This is a genomic window from Novosphingobium sp. KACC 22771, assembly GCF_028736195.1.
Taxonomy (GTDB): domain Bacteria; phylum Pseudomonadota; class Alphaproteobacteria; order Sphingomonadales; family Sphingomonadaceae; genus Novosphingobium.
Genome location: NZ_CP117881.1, coordinates 2,622,529 through 2,644,556, shown reverse-complemented (window position 1 = coordinate 2,644,556; position 22,028 = coordinate 2,622,529). Strand labels below are relative to the sequence as shown.

Below are 22,028 nucleotides of genomic sequence, written 5' to 3'. Positions count from 1 at the left end.
GGGCCCGAACACGGGGTCCGCCATGTGGCCATCATCATGGATGGAAATGGCCGCTGGGCCAAGAAGCGCCATTTGCCCCGCGTGCTGGGGCATCAACGCGGGGTTGAGGCGGTGCGCCGCCTGATCCGCGGGGTGCGCGGCATGGGGCTGGAGGCGGTGACGCTTTATGCGTTCTCGTCGGAAAACTGGCGCCGCCCGGAACAGGAAGTGTCGGACCTGATGGGCCTGCTCAAGCGGTTTATCATCAGCGACATCGATGAGATTGCCGCCAATGGCGTGCGGTTAAAAATCATCGGTGATTACAAGGCCTTGTCGGCCGATATTGTCGATTTGCTCGAAGGCGCGATGGCGCGTACGGCGGGCAATTGCGAGCTGACGCTGGCCATAGCGCTCAATTACGGCAGCCAGCAGGAGATCGCCCGCGCCGCTGCCGCCGCTGCGGCCAAGGGCGAGATCACCGCCGAGGCCATCGAGGCCGAACTTGACACCGCCTGCCTGCCCCCGCTCGATCTGGTGGTGCGCACCAGCGGTGAGGTGCGCCTGTCGAACTTCCTGTTGTGGCAGGCGGCCTATGCCGAAATGTGGTTCACCGACGTGCTGTGGCCCGATTTCACACCCGAGCATCTGGCCCATGCGCTCGGCGCCTTTGGCCAGCGGGAGCGCCGTTTTGGCGGCCGCTGAAGGCGAGGGGTCTGCGGCACCCAAAAAGAATTCCGATCTCAAGGCGCGCACGCTTTCGGCCATCGTGATGGTGGCGGTGGCGGGCGGGGCGCTGTGGCTGGGCGGCTTGCCGTGGATGGTCTTCGTACTGCTGGTCGCCACGGGCGTCTTGTGGGAGTGGAGCAAGCTTTCGCGTGCGATTGCGGCAAGTTGGTGGGCGCGGCTGATCTGGCTGGTGGCGGGCGTGGTTTATGTCGGGCTGGCAGCCGAGATGCTCATTGTGTTGCGCGGGCTCCCCGTTGTAGCCGTGATCCTTTCGGTGGTTGCAACAGATATTGGAGCTTATTTTTGCGGTCGCACTTTTGGCGGGCCTAAGATCGCGCCCAGCATTAGCCCAAGTAAAACCTGGAGCGGACTGGTCGGAGGTATGTTGGGCGCGAGCCTTGCTCTGGCGGGCTTGCCTCGCTTGGCCACCGATGGCGCTACGATCGAAATCGCTTTTACGTTCGGGCCCCTCATCGCCATCATCGCCCAGACCGGCGACTTTTTTGAAAGCTGGATGAAGCGCCGCGCGGGGGTTAAAGACTCCGGTCATCTCATTCCGGGCCATGGCGGTCTGTTCGACAGGGTTGACGGTTTGCTCGCGGTGCTGTTCGTTGCCGGAATATTCGGCGCAATAGGAAGATTCTAAGTGCGATCAATTTCCGTTTTGGGCGCCACAGGTTCGATTGGCGCCTCCACGCTGGATCTGATCCGCCGCAATCGTGGGGATTGGCGGGTTGTCGCGCTGACGGCCAATGGCAATGCGCAGGCGCTGGCGGCGCTGGCGCGTGAGTTTGAGGCCGAGGTGGCGGTTTGCGCCGATGCCGCCGCGCTGCCTGCATTGCGTGAGGCTTTGGCCGGGACCAATATCGAGGCGATGGCGGGGCCGGATGCTCTGGTCGATGCGGCGCGGCGTCCGGCTGATATCGTGATGGCCTCGATTGTCGGTTGCGCGGGGTTGGCTCCGACGATGGCCGCCATCGAGCAGGGCCGCACTGTGGCGCTGGCCAACAAGGAAGCGCTGGTTTCGGCGGGCGAATTGATGATCGCGGCGGTGGCGCGGCATGGCACCACGCTGCTGCCGGTCGATTCCGAGCATAATGCGATCTTTCAGTGCCTGTCGGGCAATAAGGTCGATCACGTCCGCTGGATCACGTTGACGGCCAGCGGCGGCCCGTTCCGCGACTGGAGCCTTGAGCAATTGCAGAGCGCCACCCCGGCGCAGGCGATCAAGCATCCCAACTGGAGCATGGGCGCCAAGATCAGCGTCGATTCGGCCAGCATGATGAACAAGGGTCTCGAATTTATCGAGGCCTATCATCTGTTTCCTGTGGGCCTCGACCGGTTGCGCATCATCGTGCATCCCCAATCGATCATCCATTCGATGGTCGAATATCATGATGGCTCGACGCTGGCCCAGCTTGGCCCCAGCGATATGCGGGTGCCGATTGCCTCGTGCCTGGCCTGGCCGGAACGGATGGAGACGCCGCTTTCAGACAAGCTCGATCTGGCCGCGATTGGCGAATTGACTTTCCGCGCGCCCGATGAGGTGCGTTTCCCCGCCACGAAACTGGCGCGACAGGCGGCTCACGCTGGCGGCGGCATTCCGGCGGTGCTGAATGCGGCCAATGAGGTGGCGGTCGATGCCTTCCTCAACGGGCGGATCGGCTTTACCCGCATTCCCGCGATGGTCGAGGATGTGCTGGGTGCCTATGCGCCGCCCCCTCCGGCTGCTATTGACGAGGTGCATGAGGTGGATGCGCAGGCCCGCCGCCGCGCCGCCGCCTTGCTGGAGTTGGTCTGAACCATGGCGCCGCCGACGATTTTGATGACGATCCTTGCCTTTGCCTTGCTGCTGGGGCCGCTGGTGCTGGTGCATGAGCTGGGCCACTATCTGGTGGGCCGCTGGTGCGGGGTGAGGGTGGTGGCCTTTTCCATCGGCTTTGGCCGGGAAATTGCGGGCTGGACCGATCGGCGGGGCACGCGCTGGAAGCTCTCGATGCTGCCTTTAGGCGGCTATGTCCAGTTTGCGGGCGACATGAATCCGGCCTCGGCGGGGGTGGACAAGATCCCGCTCGATATCAAGGAGCGCGAGGGCTGGTTCCATTTCAAGCCCCTGTGGCAGCGGTTCCTGATCGTGCTGGCGGGGCCTGCGACCAACCTGATCGTCGCGGTGCTGATCTTTGCCGCCTTCAACATGGCCTATGGGCGCCTGACGGTGCCGGCTGTGGTTGGGCGGTTCAGCGAGAATTCGGCGGCGCAGGCGGCGGGCGTGCAACTGGGCGACCGGATCGTGGCCATCGATGGCAAGGCGATTTCGGGCTTTGAGCAGATCCCTGATGCGGTCAAACCCTTTCCGGGCGAGACCGTGCGGTTGCAGATCGAGCGTTCGGGCCAACGTCTGACGATCCCGGTTACGCTGGCCTCCGAAATGATGAAGGACGGGTTGGGGAACAGCGCGCGGATCGGGCGGCTGGGGGTCGGGCGGCCGCTGGGTGATACCGAGGTGAGCCATATCCGCATGGGTGTGGTCGAATCCTTTGTCACCGCGGGCGACCAGTCGATCCACCTGATGGGCCTGATCGCCACCGGCCTGAAACAGATCGTCACCGGCCAGCGCAGCGTGCGCGAGATGAGCGGGCCGATCAAAATGGCGCAATATTCGGGCCAGACCCTGCAAATGGGGTGGTTGCCGTTCGTGTCTTTTGCGGCTTTCATTTCAATTAATTTGGCATTCATCAATCTGCTGCCAATCCCGGCGCTGGATGGTGGACATCTGGCATTTTACGTGGCCGAAGCGGTGCGGCGCAAACCCTTGGATGCAAAGAGCCAGGAATGGGCCTTTCGCACCGGGATTGCCTTTGTGCTGGCGTTGATGGTGTTTGTCACGATCAACGATCTGGTGCCGGCGGATCTGTTCGGCCTTTGACGGGGCGGTTTTGCCCGGCCCGCATCGCCGGATGGCGCAAGATGCCTTGAAAGCTGGGCCCGCATCGGGCAGAGGGCGCATGACGCGCAAAAAGGGATGCTGTTTCGGCCGGTTCGTCCGGCGCCATGAAGCAGGCAAACACGGGGACCTTGCATCCGGCCGCCCAACGGGGGCCGATTGTAGGGGGCGCATTGACCGATCGGGAGACCGACGGTTGCTAAGGATGGGAAGTACCGTGTCGAAGATGGATCGGAATATGGCTTTCGGGCAGGCAAATACGGATAAGATGACGCGCCTGGGCCAGATCGGCATGGCCTTGCTGGGCACAACGATCTTGGCGGGTGTGCCGCAGATGGCGCTCGCGGCCGAGCGTCCGGCGCAAAAGCCTGCGGCCGCCTCGGCGGCCAAGCCTGCGGCGGCGGCCAAGCCTGCGGCGGCGGCCAAGCCCGCGGCAACGCCGGTGATTACCCCGCAGCCGGTGGCCACCGCCACCGTGGCGGCCGAGCCCATCCTTTCGCTGACGGTCGAAGGCGCGCAGCGTCTCGAGCCCGATACGGTCCTTTCCTATATCCAGATGCGCGCGGGCCAGCCCTATAGCGAGGCCGCCGCCGACCAGGCGCTCAAGGATCTTTACGCCACCGAATTGTTTGCCGACGTGTCGGTGCGCAATGATGGCGGGCGTGTGGTGATCACGGTCAAGGAAAATCCGGTCATCAACCGCATCGTGCTTGAAGGCAACAAGCACCTCAAAGAAGACAAGATCAACCCGGAAATCAAGCTGGCCCCGCGCCAGATCTTTACCCGGTCCAAGGTCCGCGCGGACGTGTCGCGCATTATCGAGCTTTACAAGCGTCAGGGCCGTTTCGCCGCGACGGTGGAGCCCAAGATGGTGCGGCTGGATCAGAACCGCGTCGATATCGTCTTTGAAATCAACGAAGGGCCCAAGTCCAAGGTCCGCCAGATCAACGTGATCGGCAACGAGCATTTCAGCCTCAAGGAAATTGAGGCCGCGATGATCACCAAGACCGCGCGCCCGCTGCATATTTTCCGCTCGAACACGTCCTATGACCCGGACAAGCTGGCCTATGACCAGCAGAAGCTGCGCCAGTTCTATCTGACGCAGGGCTATGCCGATTTCCGCGTGGTCTCGGCCGTGGCCGAACTGACGCCGGACAAGCGCGACTTCATCATCACCTATGTGGTCGAAGAAGGGCAGCGTTACAAATTCGGCGATGTGAAGGTGGAAAGCCAGCTTCGCGATTTCGACGGCGCGCAATTGGCCAAGCAATTGCCGATGAAGAAGGGCCAGTGGTACAATGCCAAGCTGGTCGAAGACACGATCGACAAGATGAACGAGACGGTCGGTGTGTTCGGTTATGCCTTTGCCGACACGCGGCCCGATTACCAGCGCGACCCCAAGAATCTGGAAATGGGCGTCACCTTCAACCTGCAGGAAGCGCCGCGCGTTTATGTCGAACGGATCGATGTGAACGGCAACACGCTGACGCAGGACAAGGTGGTGCGCCGCGAATTCCGTCTGGCCGAGGGTGACGCGTTCAACTCGGTGCAGGTGAAGCGTTCGACCAACCGCATCAAGAGCCTTGGCTATTTCCAGGAAAAGTTCGAGGTCAAGCAGGTCAACGGTTCGGCGCGCGACCGCATCATTCTGGAAGCCAACGTCGAGGAAAAGCCGACCGGCGAACTCCAGCTTTCGGCCGGTTACTCCAGCCTTGAAAGCTTCATTTTCCAGGCCTCGATCCGCCAGAACAACTTCCGCGGGCGCGGTCAGACGATCGGCCTGTCGGGCTCGGTCTCGCGCTATTCCAAGAGCCTCGTGCTGTCGTTCACCGAGCCTTATCTGATGGATAAGAACGTCTCGATGGGTATCGACATCTATCGGCGCGATTATAACAACTACAATTATTACAGCACCAGCTCGAACTCGCTTTACAAGAACTCGACGACCGGTTTCCAGGCGCGTCTTGGTTTTGCGGTGACCGAATTCATGTCGCTGGTCGGGCGCTACACGCTCAATTACGACAATGTTTCCTTGGCCCAGTCGCAGTTCTATACCCAGAATGCGGCTGGTGTGCTGGCGTGTAATCCGCTGCTGGCGGGCCGCTATCTTTGCGATGCGGAAGGCAAGCGTCTGTCCTCGATCGTCGGCGCCTCGCTGATCTATGACAATCTGGACAATCGCGTACGCCCCACGCGCGGCCGTTCGGGCTCGCTGGGTGTTGATTTTGCAGGGCTTGGCGGCGATGTCCGTTATGCGCGCGTCCGCGCCAATGCCTCGCAGTTCTATCCGCTGGGCAAGGGCTTCATCTTCTCGATGAAGGGCGAGGCTGGCGCGATCAAGGCCTTGAGCAAACGCAATCTCGACGGCGTCGATGACGTGTTCCTGACCGACCGCTTCTATCTGGGCGAACCGCAGATGCGCGGCTTCGACATTCGCGGCATCGGTCCGCGCGTTGTGCGCAAGCCCTATGTCACCGACAGCACCGGCGCCTTGACGCTCTCGACCGACAAGAATGCTTGGACGCAGGATGCGGTGGGCGGCAAATATTATTACCTGTTCCACGCCGAAGTGGAAATTCCGCTGGGCTCGGGCGCCAAAGAAATGGGCATTCGTCCCTCGGTCTTCCTCGATGTGGGCGCTGTATGGGGCATCACCAAGCCGAATCTGACCGATTCCTGTACGGTTCAGGGCAATGTGAATTGCGCCATCTTCGTCCCCTCGCGCGATTCGAGCGGCAACAAGCTGTATCTGCAGACCAATCCTGACGGCACCACCGCGACCCTCACGGGCAGCAAGGATGTCGTGCCGGCCGCCACCATTTCGGGCGCGACTGTCACTGCGCTGGGCAGCAACATCAGCCCGTTCAAGGAATTCTATTACGGCGACAGCCCGCGCCCGCGTGTCGCGCTCGGCGTTGGCTTTAACTGGAATTCGCCCTTTGGCCCTTTCCGCATCGATATTGCCAAGTCGCTGCTGCACGAAGTGGGCGACGATACCAAGACCTTCCAATTTAACGTGGGAACCCAGTTCTGATGAAAACTTTTGCCAAGATTATCGCACTGGCCGCGCTGGCTGGTATTTCGCAGGCTGCTCTGGCCGCTCCGGCGGCAAAGCCCGCCGCTGCTGCCCCCGCTCCGGCGGCCGGCGCCTCGGCCGGTGTGAACGGCGTGGCGGTTGCCAACCTCGATGCGGTCGTCGCCAATTCGCTGGCCTTCAAGAAGGCGCAGGCGGATCGCGAAGTGACCTACAAGGCGCAACTTGACGCCGCCAAGGCCAAGGAAGCCGCGCTCAACGCCCAGATCAAGCCGATCGTGGACAAGTTCCAGAAGGATCGCGCCGCGCCCGGCGCCAATGTGAACGCTCTGGCCGCCGCGGCCCAGCAGCAGGTTCAGCAGATCCAGGAACAGGGCAAGGCCGAGATCGAAAAGATCGTCGAACCGGTTCGCCTGTCCGACGCCTATGTGCTTGAACAGATCATGGACAAGCGCGCCACCGCCGTTCAGACCGCGATGAGCAAGGCGGGCGTTACCCTACTGCTCAACCCCGAAGCGATTCTGGCCGCGACCAACGCCTATAACCTCAACCAGCAGATCCTGACCGAACTGAACACGGCGCTGCCCACCGTTCAGATCGTGCCGCCCGCCGGTTGGCAGCCGCGCGAAGCTCGCGAAGCCGCCGCTCAGCAGCAGCAGCAGGCTTCGTCGGGCCAGGGCCGCTGAGAAAAGGCGAGGGGGATAGGATGAGCGACGATACTGCCGCAGCCGCGGTGCCGCTGACATACGATATTCGCAAGGTTCTGGCGGCGCTGCCTCATCGTTACCCCTTGCTTCTGGTGGACCGGGTTGCCGCGCTGAACATTGGCGAGGACATTCATGCGGTGAAGGCCGTCTCGTTCAACGAGGCGTTCTTTCAGGGCCATTTTCCCGGCCGTCCGATCATGCCCGGCGTGCTTCAGATCGAGGCGCTGGCGCAGGCGGCGGCCATTCTGGCCATTGAAACGCTGGAACTGGCCGGCAGCAACAAGCTGGTCTATTTCATGAGCATCGAGGATGCCAAGTTCCGCGCTCCGGTCGAGCCGGGCGTGCTGCTTGATCTCAAGGTCGGCTTTATCCAGAAGCGCGCGCGCGTCTGCAAGTTCTGGGGCAAGGCGGAAATCGAGGGCAAGGTGACCTGCGAGGTCAACTTTACCGCGATGATTGCCGACCCGCCCAAGGATTGATTCAACTGGACAAGGGGGCGGCGCGCGGCTATGCGCGCCGCTTCTCATTCAGGCCGGTCGGAACCGGTCGTTTTTTGTGAAAGCGAATGCCATGGCCAAGGCTAACATCCATCCCGACTATCACTTCATCACCGTGCAGATGACCGACGGCACGACCTTCCAGACCCGCTCGACCTGGGGCAAGGAAGGCGACACGCTGGCGCTCGACATCGATCCGACCTCGCACCCGGCATGGACCGGCGGCAACGCCCGTCTGCTGGATCAGGGCGGCCGCGTGGCGCAGTTCAACAAGCGCTTTGGCGGGCTTTCGCTCACCAAGAAGTAAGCGTTTTAGGGGCGCGGCGGGCCTGCACCGGCCTGTCGCGCGCCTGCTCTGCTTTTGGCATGAGCGAAATGGGCGGTGTGGAAAAAATTTTCGCGAAAAGTGAAAATAACTCTTTCCATCTCCGCCAAGCTGGTGCAAAGGGCCGCTCCCGGCAGGGACGGCGCGGTTGAAAAACCCCGCAAAAATTGTGTGGCGATTATAGCTCAGTTGGTTAGAGCGCCGGTTTGTGGTACCGGAGGTCGAGGGTTCGAACCCCTTTAATCGCCCCATTTTTTCCATGCAGCAGCGGCCTCGATGGGCCGCTTTTTTATTGCCCTGTGCATTTTTGCGGCACTTTCCATACGCGTAAAAACCATGGTGCTGGCCCCATGGCCCCCTTGCCGCGCGCGATGCGGCCTGCCAAAGCAAGGACGCGCGCCGAAAGGGTCGGCGCAATTGCGGTTATTGATCGGTCATGCACGGTTTTGCCAATCCCGCCCGTTTCCTGCGCATCGCCCGCTGGGCCACGCCGCTGTGCCTGTTGCTGGGCTTTGCGCTGGCGGCATGGTCGCTGGTGTGGGGGGTGTTCTTTGCCCCCGCCGACGCTCTTCAGGGCGATACGGTGCGAATCATTTACCTGCACGTGCCCACCGCCTGGCTGGGCATGGGCGGGTGGAGCGCGATCGCCATCGCCAGCTTTGTTGAAATCGTTTGGCGCCACCCGCTGGCCGGGATTGCCGCGCGGGCGGTGGCGTTGCCCGGCGCAGTGTTTACCGCGCTGTGCCTGATCACCGGCTCGATCTGGGGCCGCCCGGCGTGGGGCACGTGGTGGGTGTGGGATGGTCGGCTGACCTCGATGCTGGTGCTGCTGTTCCTCTATTTCGGCTATATGGCGCTCGACGCCGCCGCGCGCGGCAGCCAGCAGGCCGGGCAGGGGCAGAGCCGCATCACCGCCATTTTCGGCCTGGTGGGCGCCGTGAACATCCCTGTGATTCATTATTCCGTGACCTGGTGGAACAGCCTGCACCAGCCGCCCAGCATCACGATGGGTAAGTCCGCGATGGCGGCCGATTTCCTCGTGCCGCTGCTGATCGCCACGGTTGGTTTTTCGCTGATTTTCGGCGGCATCGTGATGGCGCGGATGCGCACCATTCTGGCCGATGAACAGGCCGAGGCGCGTTTGCGCCGCAAGGCCATGCGGGCACAGGCCCCGGCCGCCGGGGAGGCTTGGTAATGACCGAGACATTTGACCAATGGCAATTCGTTATCGCCGCCTATGCCTTAGGGGGCGCAACAACATTGGGTCTGGCGGCCTACAGCTGGCTGGCGATGCGCCGGGCCGAGGCACGCCGCGACAAGGTACGCGAGGGTTAAATGGCGGTTCGGGCCAAACATCAACGTCTGGTTTTGCTGGGGATCGCGCTGGTGGCGCTGATCGGGGCAGGGCTGTTGGCCACGTGGGCGCTGCGCAGTCAGGCCAGCTATTTCTATGTGCCCGCCGATATGGCCGCCAATCCGCCCGAGGCCGACCGTGCCGTGCGCCTTGGCGGCATGGTAGAACGCGGCAGTATGAAGAACGCGCCCGATGGCATTACCGTCAATTTCATCGTCACCGATGGCAAGGCGCGCATTCCGGTGCGCTTTGCAGGGATCCGTCCCGCCCTGTTCGTCGAGGGCAGCGGCGTTGTGGCCGAGGGCAAATTGGGCCCCGACGGCACCTTTGTGGCCGACAACCTTCTGGCCAAGCACGATGAAAAATACGTGCCGCGCGAGATGAAAGATATGCAGCAGGCCCGCAAAGCCATCGAAAACACCAAGTGAGGATTTCCCCCCGTGCTTCCTGAAATCGGTTTGGGCCTGTTGTGGCTGGCGGCGGCTTTGGCCGGGCTGCAATTGCTGGCGGGCGGATTGTCGCTGACCGCCAATGGCAAGGGGATGGCGGGCATCGTGCGCCCAGTGGCCATGGTGCAGGGGGTGCTGGCGGCCGCTGCTTTGGGCATCCTGATCTGGTTGTTTGTCGAGACCGATCTTTCGGTCAAGCTGGTGGCGGAAAACAGCCATTCGGCCAAGCCGCTGATGTTCAAGATCGCGGGGACCTGGGGCAATCACGAGGGCTCGATGCTGCTCTGGGTGACGGTGATGGGGCTGGGCGGGGCGTTCGTCGCCGCGGTTGAGCGCCGCCTGCCCGAACCCACGATGATGGCGACGCTGGCCGGGCAGGCTTTTGTCAGCCTTGGCTTCTATGCTTTCCTGCTGTTCGCCTCCAATCCCTTCGCGCGGCTCTATCCGGTGCCGGAAGATGGCAATGGGCTTAATCCGCTGCTTCAGGACCCCGGCCTCGCGTTTCATCCGCCTACGCTTTATCTGGGCTATGTCGGGCTTTCGATCGCTTTTTCCTTTGCCATCGGCGCGCTGATCACGCGTCAGGTGGGGCCTGATTTCGCCCGCGCGATGCGGCCTTGGGTGCTGGGCGCGTGGATCTTCCTGACGGTGGGGATCACGGCGGGCAGCTATTGGGCCTATTACGTGCTGGGCTGGGGCGGCTGGTGGTTCTGGGATCCGGTGGAGAACGCTTCGCTGATGCCGTGGCTGGCCGCGACCGCCTTGCTGCACAGCGCCTCTGTGCTGGCCGCGCGCAATGCGTTGCGGGCGTGGACGGTGATGCTGGGCGTGGTGGCCTTTTCCATGTCGATGGTCGGCACGTTCCTTGTGCGTTCGGGCATTCTGACCTCGGTTCACGCGTTTGCGGTCGATCCGCGCCGGGGCGGGTTCATTCTGGCGCTGCTGGCGATCTATATCGGCGGGGCTTTGCTGCTCTTTGCCCTGCGCGCCGCCACCGTGACCGAGGGCGAGCGTTTTGCGATTACCAGCCGCGAGGGCGCGCTGGTGTTCAACAATGTCATGCTCTCCTCGATCCTCGGCATCACGCTGATCGGCACGCTCTATCCGCTCTTCACCGAGGCGATGGGAACCAAGGTTTCGGTCGGGCCGCCCTATTTCACGCCGGTTTCGGCGATGTTTGCGGTGCCGATGTTTGTCGTGCTGCTTTTTGGCCCGATGCTGCGTTGGCGGCGGGACAAGTTCTCGCGCATTTCGCCGCTGCTGGCGCTGCCTTTGGTGGTGGCGATTGCGGCGGGGGGCTGGGCCTTGGCGATGGGCGTGCGTCATGTGCTGCCGCTGCTGGGGCTGGCGCTGGGTCCGGCGCTGGTGGTGGCGTCCTTCCTGCCGCTGCGGGGCCGTTCGGTGCTGCGCGCGCCGCTCAGCCTCTGGGGCATGGTGATTGCGCATGCCGGAATCGGTGTGGCCCTGTTCGGCATGGCCTCGGACAGCGCCTTTACCGTCGAGCGTCTGGTGGCGGCCAAGGTGGGAGAGGTCAATCAGGTCGGCCCGTGGAGCATCAAACTGGCCGAGGTGGCGCCGATCGCCGGGCCGAACTGGACCGCGATGGAGGGCGTTCTGAAGGCGCGCTATGACGGCGGGGCCGAGGCGACGCTCCGCCCGCAGTCGCGCACTTTCTGGGCGCCGCTGCAGACCAATGCGGTTTCGGCGCTGAAAACCCGCTGGAATGGTCAGCTCTACACCGTGCTGGGTGATGAGACGCTGTCGGACAAGGGAGAGAGCCGCTGGCAATTGCGCCTCTGGTGGAAGCCCTATGTGCCGCTGATCTGGATCGGCGGGCTGCTGGTGGCGCTGGGCGGCGGTCTGGCCTTGCTCAGCCGTGTGGCGCAGGATCTGAAGCGCCGCATTGCCCGTCGCAAGGGCGACCATCGGCGCGACGAAGTAACGGCTTTGGTCCAGGGGGATACGGTCAGGGGAGATGCGGCATGAGCAAGGATAGTCCCGCCAAGGCCCCGCGCTGGGCGCTGTGGTTGCCTTTGGTGCTGTTTGCCGGTTTTGTTGCGCTGGTGGTGGTCGGGCTGGTCAAGCCCAAGAACACCGATATTGCCAGCCAGATGGTCGGCAAGCCGCTGCCTGCTTTCACCCTGCGCGCGGCCAATGATGCGCGCCCCGGCCTGAGCAACGCTGATTTTCAGACCGGCAAGCCGCAATTGCTCAATATCTTCGCCAGCTGGTGCATCCCCTGCCGCGCCGAAGCGCCGGTTCTGGACGAATTGCGCCGTCAGGGTGCGACAATCAACGCCATCGCCATCCGCGACCACAAGGAGGACCTGAACGCCTTCCTGACGCAATATGGCAATCCCTATGCCCGGATCGGCGCGGATGATGTTTCGGCGGTGCAACTGGCCATCGGGTCGAGCGGCGTGCCCGAAACCTTTGTCATCGATGGCAAGGGCGTGATCCGTTATCAGCATATCGGCGACATCCGCCCCGAACAGATCCCGGACATCCTGCGCCTGCTCAAGGAGGCGCAGTGATGAAGCGCGCGTTTTTTGCCGCTTTGGCGCTGATGCTCGGATCGGTGTTTTGCGGGCCGGTTTTGGCCGATGATTCGATGCCGCCCGCGCCATGGGCCTATCGCCAATTGCCCGACCCGGCGCAGGAGGCCAAGGCCAAGGCGCTGATGGAAACGCTGCGCTGTCTGGTGTGTCAGAGCCAGTCGATTGCCGATTCGGACGCCTCGATCGCGGGAGACATGCGCAGCCAGGTGCGCGAGCGCATCGCGGCGGGCGAGGACCCGGAGGCGATTCGCAGTTGGCTGATCCAGCGCTATGGCGATTATGTCAGCTATGAACCGCGCGTTAGCGCGGCGACATGGCCTTTGTTTGCCGCGCCGCTGTTGCTGGTGGCGCTGGCGGCGTTTTTGCTCCGCAAAAGATTTACCGGCGGGCAGGAGAATGAGGCATGACCTGGGTGGTGTTGATCGCGCTGGTGGTGCTGGTGCTGGCGGTTCTGCTGTGGCTGATGCGCGGGCGGCGCGAGGGCTGGGAGGCGGTGGCCGCCGCGCTGATGGTCGGCCTTGCCGGCTATGCGCTGCAAGGGCAGCCCGCGATGCCATCGGCCATGAAGGCGCCGAGCAATCCCGCCGCGGGCAATGGCAAGGCGCTGGTCGAGGAGCGGCAGAAGCTCTCAGGTGTGGACCCGACCAAAAACCGCTGGGTCGTGCCGGGCGATGCTTTGGCGATGCATGGCCAATATGCCGAGGCGGCAACGGTTTTGCGCGGGGCGGTCGAGGCCGATCCCAAGAATGGCGATGCTTGGCTGGCGATTGCCAATGCGCTGGTCAGCCATGCCGAAGGCAATATTTCACCCGCCGCGCTCTATGCCTTCCGCCAGGCGCAGAATGCCGATCCCAAGGCGCCGGGGCCGTCCTTTTTCCTCGGGCTGGCGATGGCGCGGGCGGGGCGTTTTGATGAAACGCGCAGCCTTTGGGCGGATCTGTTGGCCAAGGCGCCCGCCGATGCGCCATGGCGCGATGATATTGCCATCCGTTTGAAGCGTTTGGACGAATTGATGGCCATGCTGCGCCAGCGCGAGCAGGCCGAGGCCGCCGCTCCGCAAGGCGCGCCGATGGCCGTCCCACTGGCTGCGCCGCAATAAGCGAGCAGGCGGCGCGGGCCTTATGCAAACGGCTGTTGCCGGGGCATTGCCGCGCTGCTAATCGCCGGGCCTTGCCGCTTTTTGCGGCGACTCAGGGGCATAGGCATGATGCAGCCAGTGGCGCAGCCGGGCGGGACCGACAAGGTCGAACACTCTTCCAACCATCACGGATCGCATGGCAGCCTGCCCAAGCTGGCGCTGGGCGCGATGGGCGTGGTGTTTGGCGATATCGGCACCAGCCCGCTTTACGCGATGCGCGATACGTTTGCCGGACATCACCGGCTCCCGCTCGACCAATTACATGTCTATGGCATTATCAGCCTGATGTTCTGGTCGATGATGGTGATCGTGACGTTGAAATATGTCTCGATCATCATGCGCGCGGACAATCGGGGCGAGGGTGGGTCGCTGGCCCTGCTGGCCTTGGTCAACCAGCATATTTCGGGCAAGCGCTGGTCGGCGGGTATTGTGCTGCTGGGCGTGTTTGCCACCTCGCTGTTTTATGGCGATTCGATGATTACGCCCGCCGTGTCGGTGATGGGCGCGATCGAGGGTCTGGCCGTTTACGAGCCGGGGATGCATGGCGCCGTGGTGCCGATGGTGGTGGTGATCCTGATCGGCCTGTTCCTGATCCAGAGCCGGGGCACGGCCAAGGTGGCAGCCTTTTTCGGCCCGGTCATGCTGGTCTATTTCGCTGTGATCGCGGTTTTGGGCGTGATGAGCATTCTGGAGCATCCCGGCGTGATCGCCGCGCTCTCGCCCCATTTTGCCGCCGCGATGTTTGTGGCCGATCCGATGCGCGGGTTTCTGGCGATGGGTTCGGCGGTGCTGGCGGTGACCGGGGCCGAGGCGCTTTATGCCGATATGGGCCATTTTGGCCGCCCGCCGATCCGCCTGTCATGGCTGGCCATTGTGCTGCCCTCGCTGGTGCTCAATTATCTGGGGCAGGCATCTTTGCTGGTGCGCGTGGGCGCGCCTGCTCTGGCCAGCCCGTTCTATTTTCTTGCGCCTGAATGGTTCCAATGGCCCTTGCTGGGTCTGGCCAGTCTGGCCGCGATCATCGCCTCGCAGGCGGTCATCACCGGCGCCTTTTCGGTGACGCAGCAGGCGATCCAGTTGGGCTTTATCCCGCGCATGTCGATCAAATATACCAGCGTGAATGCCGGGCAGATCTATATCCCGGTCATCAACTGGGCGTTGATGATCGCGGTGATCCTGCTGGTGCTGGTGTTCAAGGAAAGCTCGAACCTGACGGCGGCCTATGGCATCGCGGTGACGGGCGCGATGATGATCGACAATTTCCTGCTGGCGGTGATGCTGTTTGCCGTGTGGAAATGGGCCAAGTGGCTGGCGATACCCTTGCTGGTGATCTTTACGCTGCTCGATTTCGGCTATCTTTCGGCCAACCTGACCAAGATCCCTGATGGCGGCTGGGTTCCGCTGGTGATGGGTTTGGCGATTTTTACCCTGCTGACCACGTGGTCCAAGGGCCGCGCGCTGATGCGGGCCAGCATGGCCGAGGGCACGATCCCCTTCGAGGTTTTCGCCAAGAGCGCCCATTCCAGCGCCCAGCGCGTGGCGGGTACGGCGATCTTTATGTCCTCTACGCGGGGCGGGGTGCCCTCGGCGCTGCTCCACAACATCAAGCACAACAAGGTGCTGCACGAGCGCGTGGTGGTGTTGACGATCGCCATTCAGGACGTGCCTGTGCTGGAGCAGGGCGAGCGGATCGAGATGAAGAATTTCGGTCAGGGCTTCTACAAGATGGTGATCAAGTTCGGCTTCCTTGAGGACACCGATGTGCCCGCCGCGCTCAAGGGCGTGACGCTGGATGGCGAGGCGATCGACATGATGAAGACCAGCTTCTTCCTCTCGCGCCAGACTTTGATCGCCTCGTCCAAGCCCGGCATGGCGATCTGGCGCGAAAAGCTGTTTGCATGGATGATGCGCAATGCGGCCTCCGCGATGGAATTCTTCCGCCTGCCCGTCAACCGCGTGGTCGAACTGGGCAGCCAGGTTGAGATCTAGGCGCCGAGATCTAAACAAAGGGGCGGGAAGGGGAAAACTTTCTCGCCGTACAGATTTTTTCGCTCTGCACGGTGGCCGATCCGCGCTTTGATACCCATATACCGCCACAAGCCCCGGGCCGGGGATTCGCGATAACACAGGAGAAAGTCATGGCCTTCACTCTTCCCGAACTTCCCTATGCCAAGGACGCCTTTGGCACGGTCCTCTCGGCCGAAACCTTTGACTATCACCATGGCAAGCACCACAACGCCTATGTCACGCAGGCCAACGACCAGATCAAGGGCACTGATCTGGAAGGCAAGAGCCTGCTCGAAGTGATTGCGGCGGCCAAGGCTGCTGGCAACAAGAAGCTGTTCAACGCTTCGGCCCAGATCTGGAACCACACCTTCTACTGGCTGGGCCTCTCGCCCGAAAAGACCGCGCCTTCGGCCGAACTGCTGGCCAAGATCGACGCCGATCTGGGCGGGCTGGACGCGTTCAAGGCCGCCATCAAGGCGGAAAGCGCCGGCCACTTTGCCAGCGGCTGGGGCTGGCTGGTGCTGGAAGACGGCAAGCTGAAGGTGACGAGCTATCATGACGCCGACACCCCGGTGGCCTATGAAGGCGTGAAGCCGCTCTTCACGCTCGACGTTTGGGAACACGCCTATTACGTCGACTATCGCAACCTGCGCCCGAACTACCTCGACGCGCTGCTCGACCATGTGAACTGGGCGTTCGTCGAAGCCAATCTCGACGGCGAAGGCGCTTCGCGCGCGGATCAGCAGGGTTGATTTATTCGCTTCGCGATTGAATTTTCGCAGGGGGACTTGTCCCCTTGCATCCCCATTACTGGTTTCGCGATGGTTCTGAAGCGCTTTGCTTGAGGGCCAAAAAATTAAAGCCTGCGGCGCATTCAATCGGCGCCGCAGGCTTTTCTATTTTCAATGCCGCGTCCGACACCAAACGCCGAACACATATTAACGCGAGCGCGAGGGACCAGCCCCCCTCGCATCTCAATCTTCCTTGGAATCCTCCTCCGCCCCCAACCCATGCTTCAACAGCATCGGCATCTGGGCAAAGGTGAAGACAAAGGACAGCGGCATAAACAGCCAGATCTTCATCGCCAGCCAAGTGTCAAAATTATGATTCGCCTGGTTGTAGAAATGGCGCAGGCCTTCATTGAGCATCGCGAGGAACAGGAAGAACCAGCCCCAGTTGCGCGACAGCTTCATCCATCCTTCGTCGGACAGGCCCGCAAAGGCATCCTCCAGCAGGATTTTCAGCAACGCATGCCCGCGCATCAGACCGATCAGCAACGCCAGCCCGCTGGCCAGATAGATCGCCGTCGGCTTGATCTGAACCCATGTTGCATCATGCAGCAGCACCGTCAGCCCACCAAAGAACACGACGAGGCCCGAGGATAGCCAGAGCATCGGCGCGATTCGCCCCAGCCGCCATTTCGACACGATCAGCGCGATCAGCGTGGCGATGATAAACACCACCGTGCTCTTGGTGATGGCCACGACATCGCCGATCCCCGCATCGCCGCCCGCTGGACGCCACGCGCGATAGGCGAGGAAAAAGGCCAGCATCGGTCCATAATCGATAAGGATATTGAGCCAGCCCGACTTCTTCTTCGTCGCGCTCATGCCGCAACCCCGGCGATCACGCGGGCCACAAGGTCCGGGTCAAACGGGCGCAGGTCGTCGATGGTTTCGCCCACGCCAATGGCATGGATCGGCAGGCCATATTGTTCGGCTGCCGCCACCAAAACGCCGCCGCGCGCGGTGCCGTCCAGCTTGGTCATGACAAGGCCGGTGACGCCCGCCACCTCGCGGAACACCTCGATCTGCGCCAAGGCATTCTGGCCATTGGTGGCGTCCAGCACCAGGACCACGTCATGGGGCGCCGCCGGGTTCAGCCGGCCCAGAACGCGGCGGATCTTGGCCAGTTCGTCCATCAATTCGCGCTTGTTCTGCAAACGCCCCGCCGTGTCGACGATCAGCGCATCGGTGCCCTTATCGGTCGCGGCCTTGACCGCGTCGAACACCACGCTCGCCGGATCGCCGCCCTCCGGGCCCTTGACGATGGGCACGCCCAAACGGTCGGCCCAGACGCCCAATTGGCCGATGGCGGCGGCGCGGAACGTATCGCCCGCCGCCAGCATCACCGCATAGTCCTGTTCCTGAAACAGATGGGCCAGCTTGGCGATGGTCGTCGTCTTGCCGCTGCCGTTGACGCCGATCACCAGCACGACATGCGGGCGAGGAAAGGCCGTCACGTCCAGCGGCTTGGCCACCGGGCGCAGGATGGCGGCTATTTCGGTGGCCACGGCCTCGCGAATCGCGGCCTCGTCGACGCCGTTTTCAAACCGGGTGGCGGCCAGACGCTCGCGAATGCGGGCGGCCGCGCGCGGGCCAAGGTCGGAGAGGATCAGCGCATCTTCCAGATCGTCGAGCTGATCCTCGGACAGACGCGAGGCCCCGCCCAGCAGACCGGCAATATTGCCCGTCAATCGGTCGCTCGTTTTGGCAAAACCGCCGAGCAGACGATCAGACCAGCTATCGGCACTCATGCCAGCATTCCTTCAAACAAACATGTGGGTGTAATGGTGATGATGTCCCCGCGCTGCGCGCCTTCGGGCGCACGGATCGAGGCGAAATTTTCCGCATGGCCCGTGCCGTCGCGTTCGACCAGAATGGTCTGAGGCCGCCCGATCAGGCTTTCCTGCCATGCCAGACGCTGCGCCGCCACGGCCACGCGCAGGGCGGCGGCGCGCGCTTGAACGACATGGCGCTCCACCTGCGGCATACGTGCGGCGGGCGTGCCGGGGCGGGGGGAATAGGGGAAGATATGGCCATGCACGATGGCCAATTCGGCAATGATCGACAGGTTGGCCTGATGCGCGGCCTCATCCTCGGTGGGGAAACCGGCGATGATGTCGGCGCCGATGGCGATGTCGGGGCGCAGGGCCTTCAGCCGCGCCACCAGATCGAGCGCATCGGCGCGGCTGTGGCGGCGCTTCATACGCTTCAGGATCAAATCGTCGCCATGCTGGAGCGAAAGGTGAAGATGCGGCATCACCCGCGCCTCGCCCGCCAGCAACTCGAACAATTCAGGGTCGATCTCCACCCCATCGACCGAAGACAGGCGCAGGCGCGCCAGTTCGGGCACCTCGCGCAGGATCGCGGCGACCAAAGCCCCCAGACGCATCCCGAAATCCTGACCCCATGAGGTCAAATCCACCCCCGTCAGCACCACTTCGCCCACACCGCCCGCGACATGTTCGCGCACCTCGGCCACCACATCGGCCGCCGAACGCGAGCGCGAAGGGCCGCGCCCCTGCGGGATGATGCAAAAGGTGCAGGCATGATCGCAGCCGTTCTGGACCGCGACAAAGGCCCGCGTATGCCCCACCGAGCGCGCCGCCACCGGGGCCAGATCGGGCACATTCCACGCCCGCGCATCCAGCTTGGCCGCATTGGCGATCAAGCCGTCCACCTCGGGCATGGCGGCAATCGCCTCGCGCTCGATCTCGGCGGCGCAGCCGGTGACCATCAGGCGCGCATCGGGGCGGTTGCGCCGCGCGCGGCGGATGGCCTGCCGCGTCTGGCGCAGCGCCTCGGCGGTCACGGCGCAGGAGTTGATGACAACCATATCCTGCTCGCCCGCCAGCATCGCCTGCATGCGCTCGCTCTCGGCCAAATTCATCCGGCAGCCCAGAGAGACAACTTCAACGCGCGAGACGACCTCAACACTCATGCAGGGAAATCGGAAAGCTCGAAGCTGCCGCGAAAGGCTTCGGTGGCGGGGCCGGTCATGGTGATGCGATCATCCGCGCCCCATTCGATGATGAGCTTGCCTCCCGGCAGTGTCACCTCGACCCGGCGGTCCACAAGGCCCCGGCGCATCGCGCCCACCGCCGTGGCGCAGGCCCCGGTGCCGCAGGCCAGCGTGATGCCCGATCCACGCTCCCACACGCGCAGGCGGATCGCGCTGCGCGAGGTAATGGTGGCGACATTGACGTTGATGCGCTGGGGAAACAGCGGGTCATGTTCGATGATCGGGCCGATGCGGGCCAGATCGACCGCGTCTGTGTCAGGCACGAAAAAAATCACATGCGGATTGCCGACATTGGCCGCCGTGGGGTCAACCAGATCCTCCCAGCCCACCGGCATGGTCAGCGTGTCCATCGCAAAACCGAGCGGAATCGCATCCCAGTCAAAGCGCGGCACGCCCATGTCGACGCTGATCCCGGCCTCGCCGGGCGCGGTGGTCAATATGCCGCCTTGCGTTTCGATCCGGGCGGGGCGGCCATGCAGCAGGCCAACGGCGCGACTGGCATTGCCGCATGCGCCGCTTTCGCTGCCGTCGGCGTTGAAAAACCGCATGCGGAAATCGGCCACATCCGATCCGTCCAGCACGACCAACTGGTCGCAGCCGATGCCGGTGTGACGGTTGGCCAGCGCGGCGGCCAGCGTGGTGGTGATCTCGGGCAGGGCTTCGCTGCGCCCATCAAGGACGACGAAGTCATTGCCCAGCCCATGCATCTTGACAAAACCTATGCGCATGGGCCGCGCTCTATGCCTGTTGGCGTCTCAGGTCCACCCTTTTAGGCGGTGCGGCGCCACTCTTGCGGCAATGTTGCGGGGGCGGGATCGGTATTCTCGCCTTCTGCGCCATCGGCGCGGCTGCTGGCCAGCGCAACGTCCTGGGCATGGGGGGCAAGCAGTTCGCGGCCCGCCAGAAATTCGCGCGTGGCCTGCGCGGGCTGGGGTTTGCCGTAAAGATAGCCCTGACCCTTGAACTGACCCAGCGATTGGAGATTTTCGAGCAATTCGGCCGATTCGACCCCCTCGGCGGTGATCGGCAGGCCAAGGCCTTTGCCGAGCATGACGATGCTTTCCACAATCGTCCGGCTGTCGGCATCCTGTTGCATGGCCAACACAAAGCTGCGGTCGATCTTGATCCGGTCAAAGGGCAGCTTGCGCAATTGGGCAAACGAGGAATAGCCGGTGCCGAAATCATCAAGGCTGATTGTTATGCCCTGATTGCGCAGCGAGGTGACCAGCGCCTGGACCACGGCAATGTTTTGATGGAGGCTGGTCTCGGTGATTTCCACCTCCAGCCGCTGGGGCGGGAATTGGGCCTCGACCAGCAGTTTGAGCAGCTTTTGCGCAAACCACGGGTCGCGCAATTGCAGCGGCGAGATATTGACCGAGAGCGTGAGGCGCGGATCCCATTCGCGGGCATCTCGCAGGGCCTGTCGGATCAGCGATTCGGACAGATCGGCAATCACGCCGATTTCCTCGGCAATCGGGATGAACACATCCGGGCCGATCAGGCCAAACGTGGGCGAATGCCAGCGCGCCAACATTTCAAAGCCCAGCAATTCGCCCGTGGCCAGATCGATCTGCTGTTCATAATAGGGCACGAATTCGCCCGCCGGGATGGCCTCGCGGATCGCCATTTCCAGTTCGCAGCGATAGCGCAATTCGGTTTCCAGCGATTCTTCAAACCACAGCGGGGCGGGGCGCTCCTGCTTCTTGGCGTGATAGACCGCGACTTCGGCCAGATGCAGCAGGCCGTTGGCGTCAATCGGGCCATTGCCCAGCCGGTTTTGCCGGTTGCCGTCGGCCAGCCCGACGCTGGCGCTCAGCCGGTGGTTCTCCAGCTTGCGGTCCATGGCGGCCTGCATCGCGTCGGCCATATGGTCGACACGCTCAGGATGGCCCGGCGTATAGGGAATGACGCAGGCAAATTCATCGCCGCCCAGCCGCGCCAGCAAGGCATCGGGCGGCAAAAGCGCCTCGATCCGGCGTGCCGTATCAATCAGCAGTTCGTCACCGGCCTGCGCCCCGATCTTTTCGTTGATGACCTTGAAGCCGTTGATGTCGAGCATGACCAGCGCCGCGCTCTCGCCGCGTTCGCGTAAGGAGGCCAGCAGTTGATTGGCGCGCGGGGCAAAGGAATGGCGATTGAGACAGCCGGTGAGCGGATCGGTCTGCACCATCTGGCGGGCAAGATCCTCGGCCAGCCGTCGCGCGGTGACCTCGCCATGGAGATCCTGATACCGCCGCCAGCCAAAGATCACGAGCGCGATGTTCAGCAGCAGCGCATTGGTCAACAGCTGATCCGGGCCGAGCCCGATGCCATTGGCCCGCGCCCAGACCTGCGAGAGCGCCTTGCCCCCTATGGCCGCCACCATGCAGGTTGCCGCCACGGCAATGCCCAGCGCCAGCACATCATGGCGCGCCGAGCGGGCGGGCCGGGCGTCGGATCTGGCAAAGGCCCGCTGGATTTTGGCCCGCTGGAATTTGGCAATGACGGACATGGATATGGATTGCCC

General features: G+C 63.1%; 22 protein-coding genes and 1 tRNA gene. 18 read left to right on the top strand and 5 right to left on the bottom strand.

The genetic code is table 11. The features are described from left to right. Positions 1-36 precede the first annotated feature (36 nt). The 18 genes from uppS to PQ467_RS12135 all read left to right on the top strand — a co-directional run bounded on the left by uppS (position 37) and on the right by PQ467_RS12135 (position 16,470). Complete coding sequence (uppS, locus tag PQ467_RS12220) at positions 37-681, top strand: polyprenyl diphosphate synthase (RefSeq protein ID WP_274176150.1); 645 nt, start codon at positions 37-39, stop codon at positions 679-681. Then, positions 668-1,351: a phosphatidate cytidylyltransferase gene (locus PQ467_RS12215; protein WP_274173670.1), complete on the top strand. Its 684-nt coding sequence runs from the start codon at positions 668-670 to the stop codon at positions 1,349-1,351. The genes uppS and PQ467_RS12215 overlap by 14 nt, the downstream gene beginning before the upstream one ends. Further along, positions 1,352-2,506: a 1-deoxy-D-xylulose-5-phosphate reductoisomerase gene (locus PQ467_RS12210; RefSeq protein WP_274173669.1), complete on the top strand. Its 1,155-nt coding sequence runs from the start codon at positions 1,352-1,354 to the stop codon at positions 2,504-2,506. Positions 2,507-2,509: 3 nt separating this feature from the next. After that, positions 2,510-3,631, top strand: a complete 1,122-nt coding sequence (gene rseP / locus PQ467_RS12205) for an RIP metalloprotease RseP (protein WP_274173668.1) — start codon at positions 2,510-2,512, stop codon at positions 3,629-3,631. A 286-nt stretch (positions 3,632-3,917) separates the two neighbouring features. Beyond that, positions 3,918-6,683: an outer membrane protein assembly factor BamA gene (gene bamA, locus PQ467_RS12200; protein ID WP_274173667.1), complete on the top strand. Its 2,766-nt coding sequence runs from the start codon at positions 3,918-3,920 to the stop codon at positions 6,681-6,683. Next, on the top strand, positions 6,683-7,369 hold the full coding sequence (locus PQ467_RS12195; RefSeq protein ID WP_274173666.1) for an OmpH family outer membrane protein: 687 nt from the start codon (positions 6,683-6,685) through the stop codon (positions 7,367-7,369). Before bamA ends, PQ467_RS12195 begins: the two co-directional genes overlap by 1 nt. A 20-nt stretch (positions 7,370-7,389) precedes the next feature. Next, the gene (gene fabZ / locus PQ467_RS12190) at positions 7,390-7,869 is read left to right on the top strand and encodes a 3-hydroxyacyl-ACP dehydratase FabZ (protein WP_274173665.1); all 480 of its coding nucleotides are present in this window, start codon (positions 7,390-7,392) and stop codon (positions 7,867-7,869) included. Between the two features lie 91 nt (positions 7,870-7,960). After that, the gene (gene rpmE, locus PQ467_RS12185; protein WP_168602635.1) at positions 7,961-8,194 is read left to right on the top strand and encodes a 50S ribosomal protein L31; all 234 of its coding nucleotides are present in this window, start codon (positions 7,961-7,963) and stop codon (positions 8,192-8,194) included. 192 nt (positions 8,195-8,386) lie between these two features. Continuing rightward, positions 8,387-8,463 (top strand) — tRNA-His (locus tag PQ467_RS12180). 185 nt (positions 8,464-8,648) lie between these two features. After that, a complete protein-coding gene (gene ccmC / locus PQ467_RS12175; RefSeq protein WP_274173664.1) occupies positions 8,649-9,407 on the top strand; it encodes a heme ABC transporter permease CcmC in 759 nt (252 codons plus the stop codon). Continuing rightward, the gene (locus PQ467_RS12170) at positions 9,407-9,547 is read left to right on the top strand and encodes a hypothetical protein (protein ID WP_172338862.1); all 141 of its coding nucleotides are present in this window, start codon (positions 9,407-9,409) and stop codon (positions 9,545-9,547) included. Before ccmC ends, PQ467_RS12170 begins: the two co-directional genes overlap by 1 nt. Then, positions 9,548-9,994, top strand: a complete 447-nt coding sequence (ccmE, locus tag PQ467_RS12165) for a cytochrome c maturation protein CcmE (RefSeq protein ID WP_274173663.1) — start codon at positions 9,548-9,550, stop codon at positions 9,992-9,994. A gap of 12 nt (positions 9,995-10,006) precedes the next feature. Further along, positions 10,007-12,001: a heme lyase CcmF/NrfE family subunit gene (locus PQ467_RS12160; protein ID WP_274173662.1), complete on the top strand. Its 1,995-nt coding sequence runs from the start codon at positions 10,007-10,009 to the stop codon at positions 11,999-12,001. Next, positions 11,998-12,549, top strand: a complete 552-nt coding sequence (locus PQ467_RS12155; RefSeq protein WP_274173661.1) for a DsbE family thiol:disulfide interchange protein — start codon at positions 11,998-12,000, stop codon at positions 12,547-12,549. Before PQ467_RS12160 ends, PQ467_RS12155 begins: the two co-directional genes overlap by 4 nt. 32 nt (positions 12,550-12,581) lie before the next feature. Continuing rightward, positions 12,582-12,980, top strand: a complete 399-nt coding sequence (locus tag PQ467_RS12150; RefSeq protein ID WP_274176149.1) for a cytochrome c-type biogenesis protein — start codon at positions 12,582-12,584, stop codon at positions 12,978-12,980. After that, the gene (locus PQ467_RS12145; RefSeq protein WP_274173660.1) at positions 12,977-13,672 is read left to right on the top strand and encodes a tetratricopeptide repeat protein; all 696 of its coding nucleotides are present in this window, start codon (positions 12,977-12,979) and stop codon (positions 13,670-13,672) included. The genes PQ467_RS12150 and PQ467_RS12145 overlap by 4 nt, the downstream gene beginning before the upstream one ends. A gap of 108 nt (positions 13,673-13,780) precedes the next feature. After that, positions 13,781-15,700 carry a potassium transporter Kup gene (locus PQ467_RS12140; RefSeq protein ID WP_443193010.1) on the top strand — a complete coding sequence of 640 codons (1,920 nt, stop codon included), beginning with the start codon at positions 13,781-13,783 and terminating at the stop codon, positions 15,698-15,700. Positions 15,701-15,849: 149 nt separating this feature from the next. Continuing rightward, positions 15,850-16,470: a superoxide dismutase gene (locus PQ467_RS12135; protein WP_274173659.1), complete on the top strand. Its 621-nt coding sequence runs from the start codon at positions 15,850-15,852 to the stop codon at positions 16,468-16,470. Positions 16,471-16,692: 222 nt separating this feature from the next. Here the strand turns inward: PQ467_RS12135 and PQ467_RS12130 are convergent, their stop codons facing one another. From PQ467_RS12130 to PQ467_RS12110, 5 genes are read right to left on the bottom strand one after another with little or no spacing between them, the layout of a single operon-like run. Next, positions 16,693-17,328 carry an inner membrane-spanning protein YciB gene (locus PQ467_RS12130; protein WP_274173658.1) on the bottom strand — a complete coding sequence of 212 codons (636 nt, stop codon included), beginning with the start codon at positions 17,326-17,328 and terminating at the stop codon, positions 16,693-16,695. Next, on the bottom strand, positions 17,325-18,254 hold the full coding sequence (ftsY, locus tag PQ467_RS12125) for a signal recognition particle-docking protein FtsY (protein ID WP_274173657.1): 930 nt from the start codon (positions 18,252-18,254) through the stop codon (positions 17,325-17,327). The genes PQ467_RS12130 and ftsY overlap by 4 nt, the downstream gene beginning before the upstream one ends. Next, complete coding sequence (gene mtaB / locus PQ467_RS12120; RefSeq protein WP_274173656.1) at positions 18,251-19,441, bottom strand: tRNA (N(6)-L-threonylcarbamoyladenosine(37)-C(2))-methylthiotransferase MtaB; 1,191 nt, start codon at positions 19,439-19,441, stop codon at positions 18,251-18,253. The genes ftsY and mtaB overlap by 4 nt, the downstream gene beginning before the upstream one ends. Next, on the bottom strand, positions 19,438-20,250 hold the full coding sequence (gene dapF / locus PQ467_RS12115; protein WP_274173655.1) for a diaminopimelate epimerase: 813 nt from the start codon (positions 20,248-20,250) through the stop codon (positions 19,438-19,440). The genes mtaB and dapF overlap by 4 nt, the downstream gene beginning before the upstream one ends. Before the next feature lie 41 nt (positions 20,251-20,291). Next, positions 20,292-22,013 (bottom strand): putative bifunctional diguanylate cyclase/phosphodiesterase, encoded by a 1,722-nt coding sequence (locus PQ467_RS12110; protein WP_274173654.1) that lies wholly within the window; start codon positions 22,011-22,013, stop codon positions 20,292-20,294. Positions 22,014-22,028: the final 15 nt, after the last annotated feature.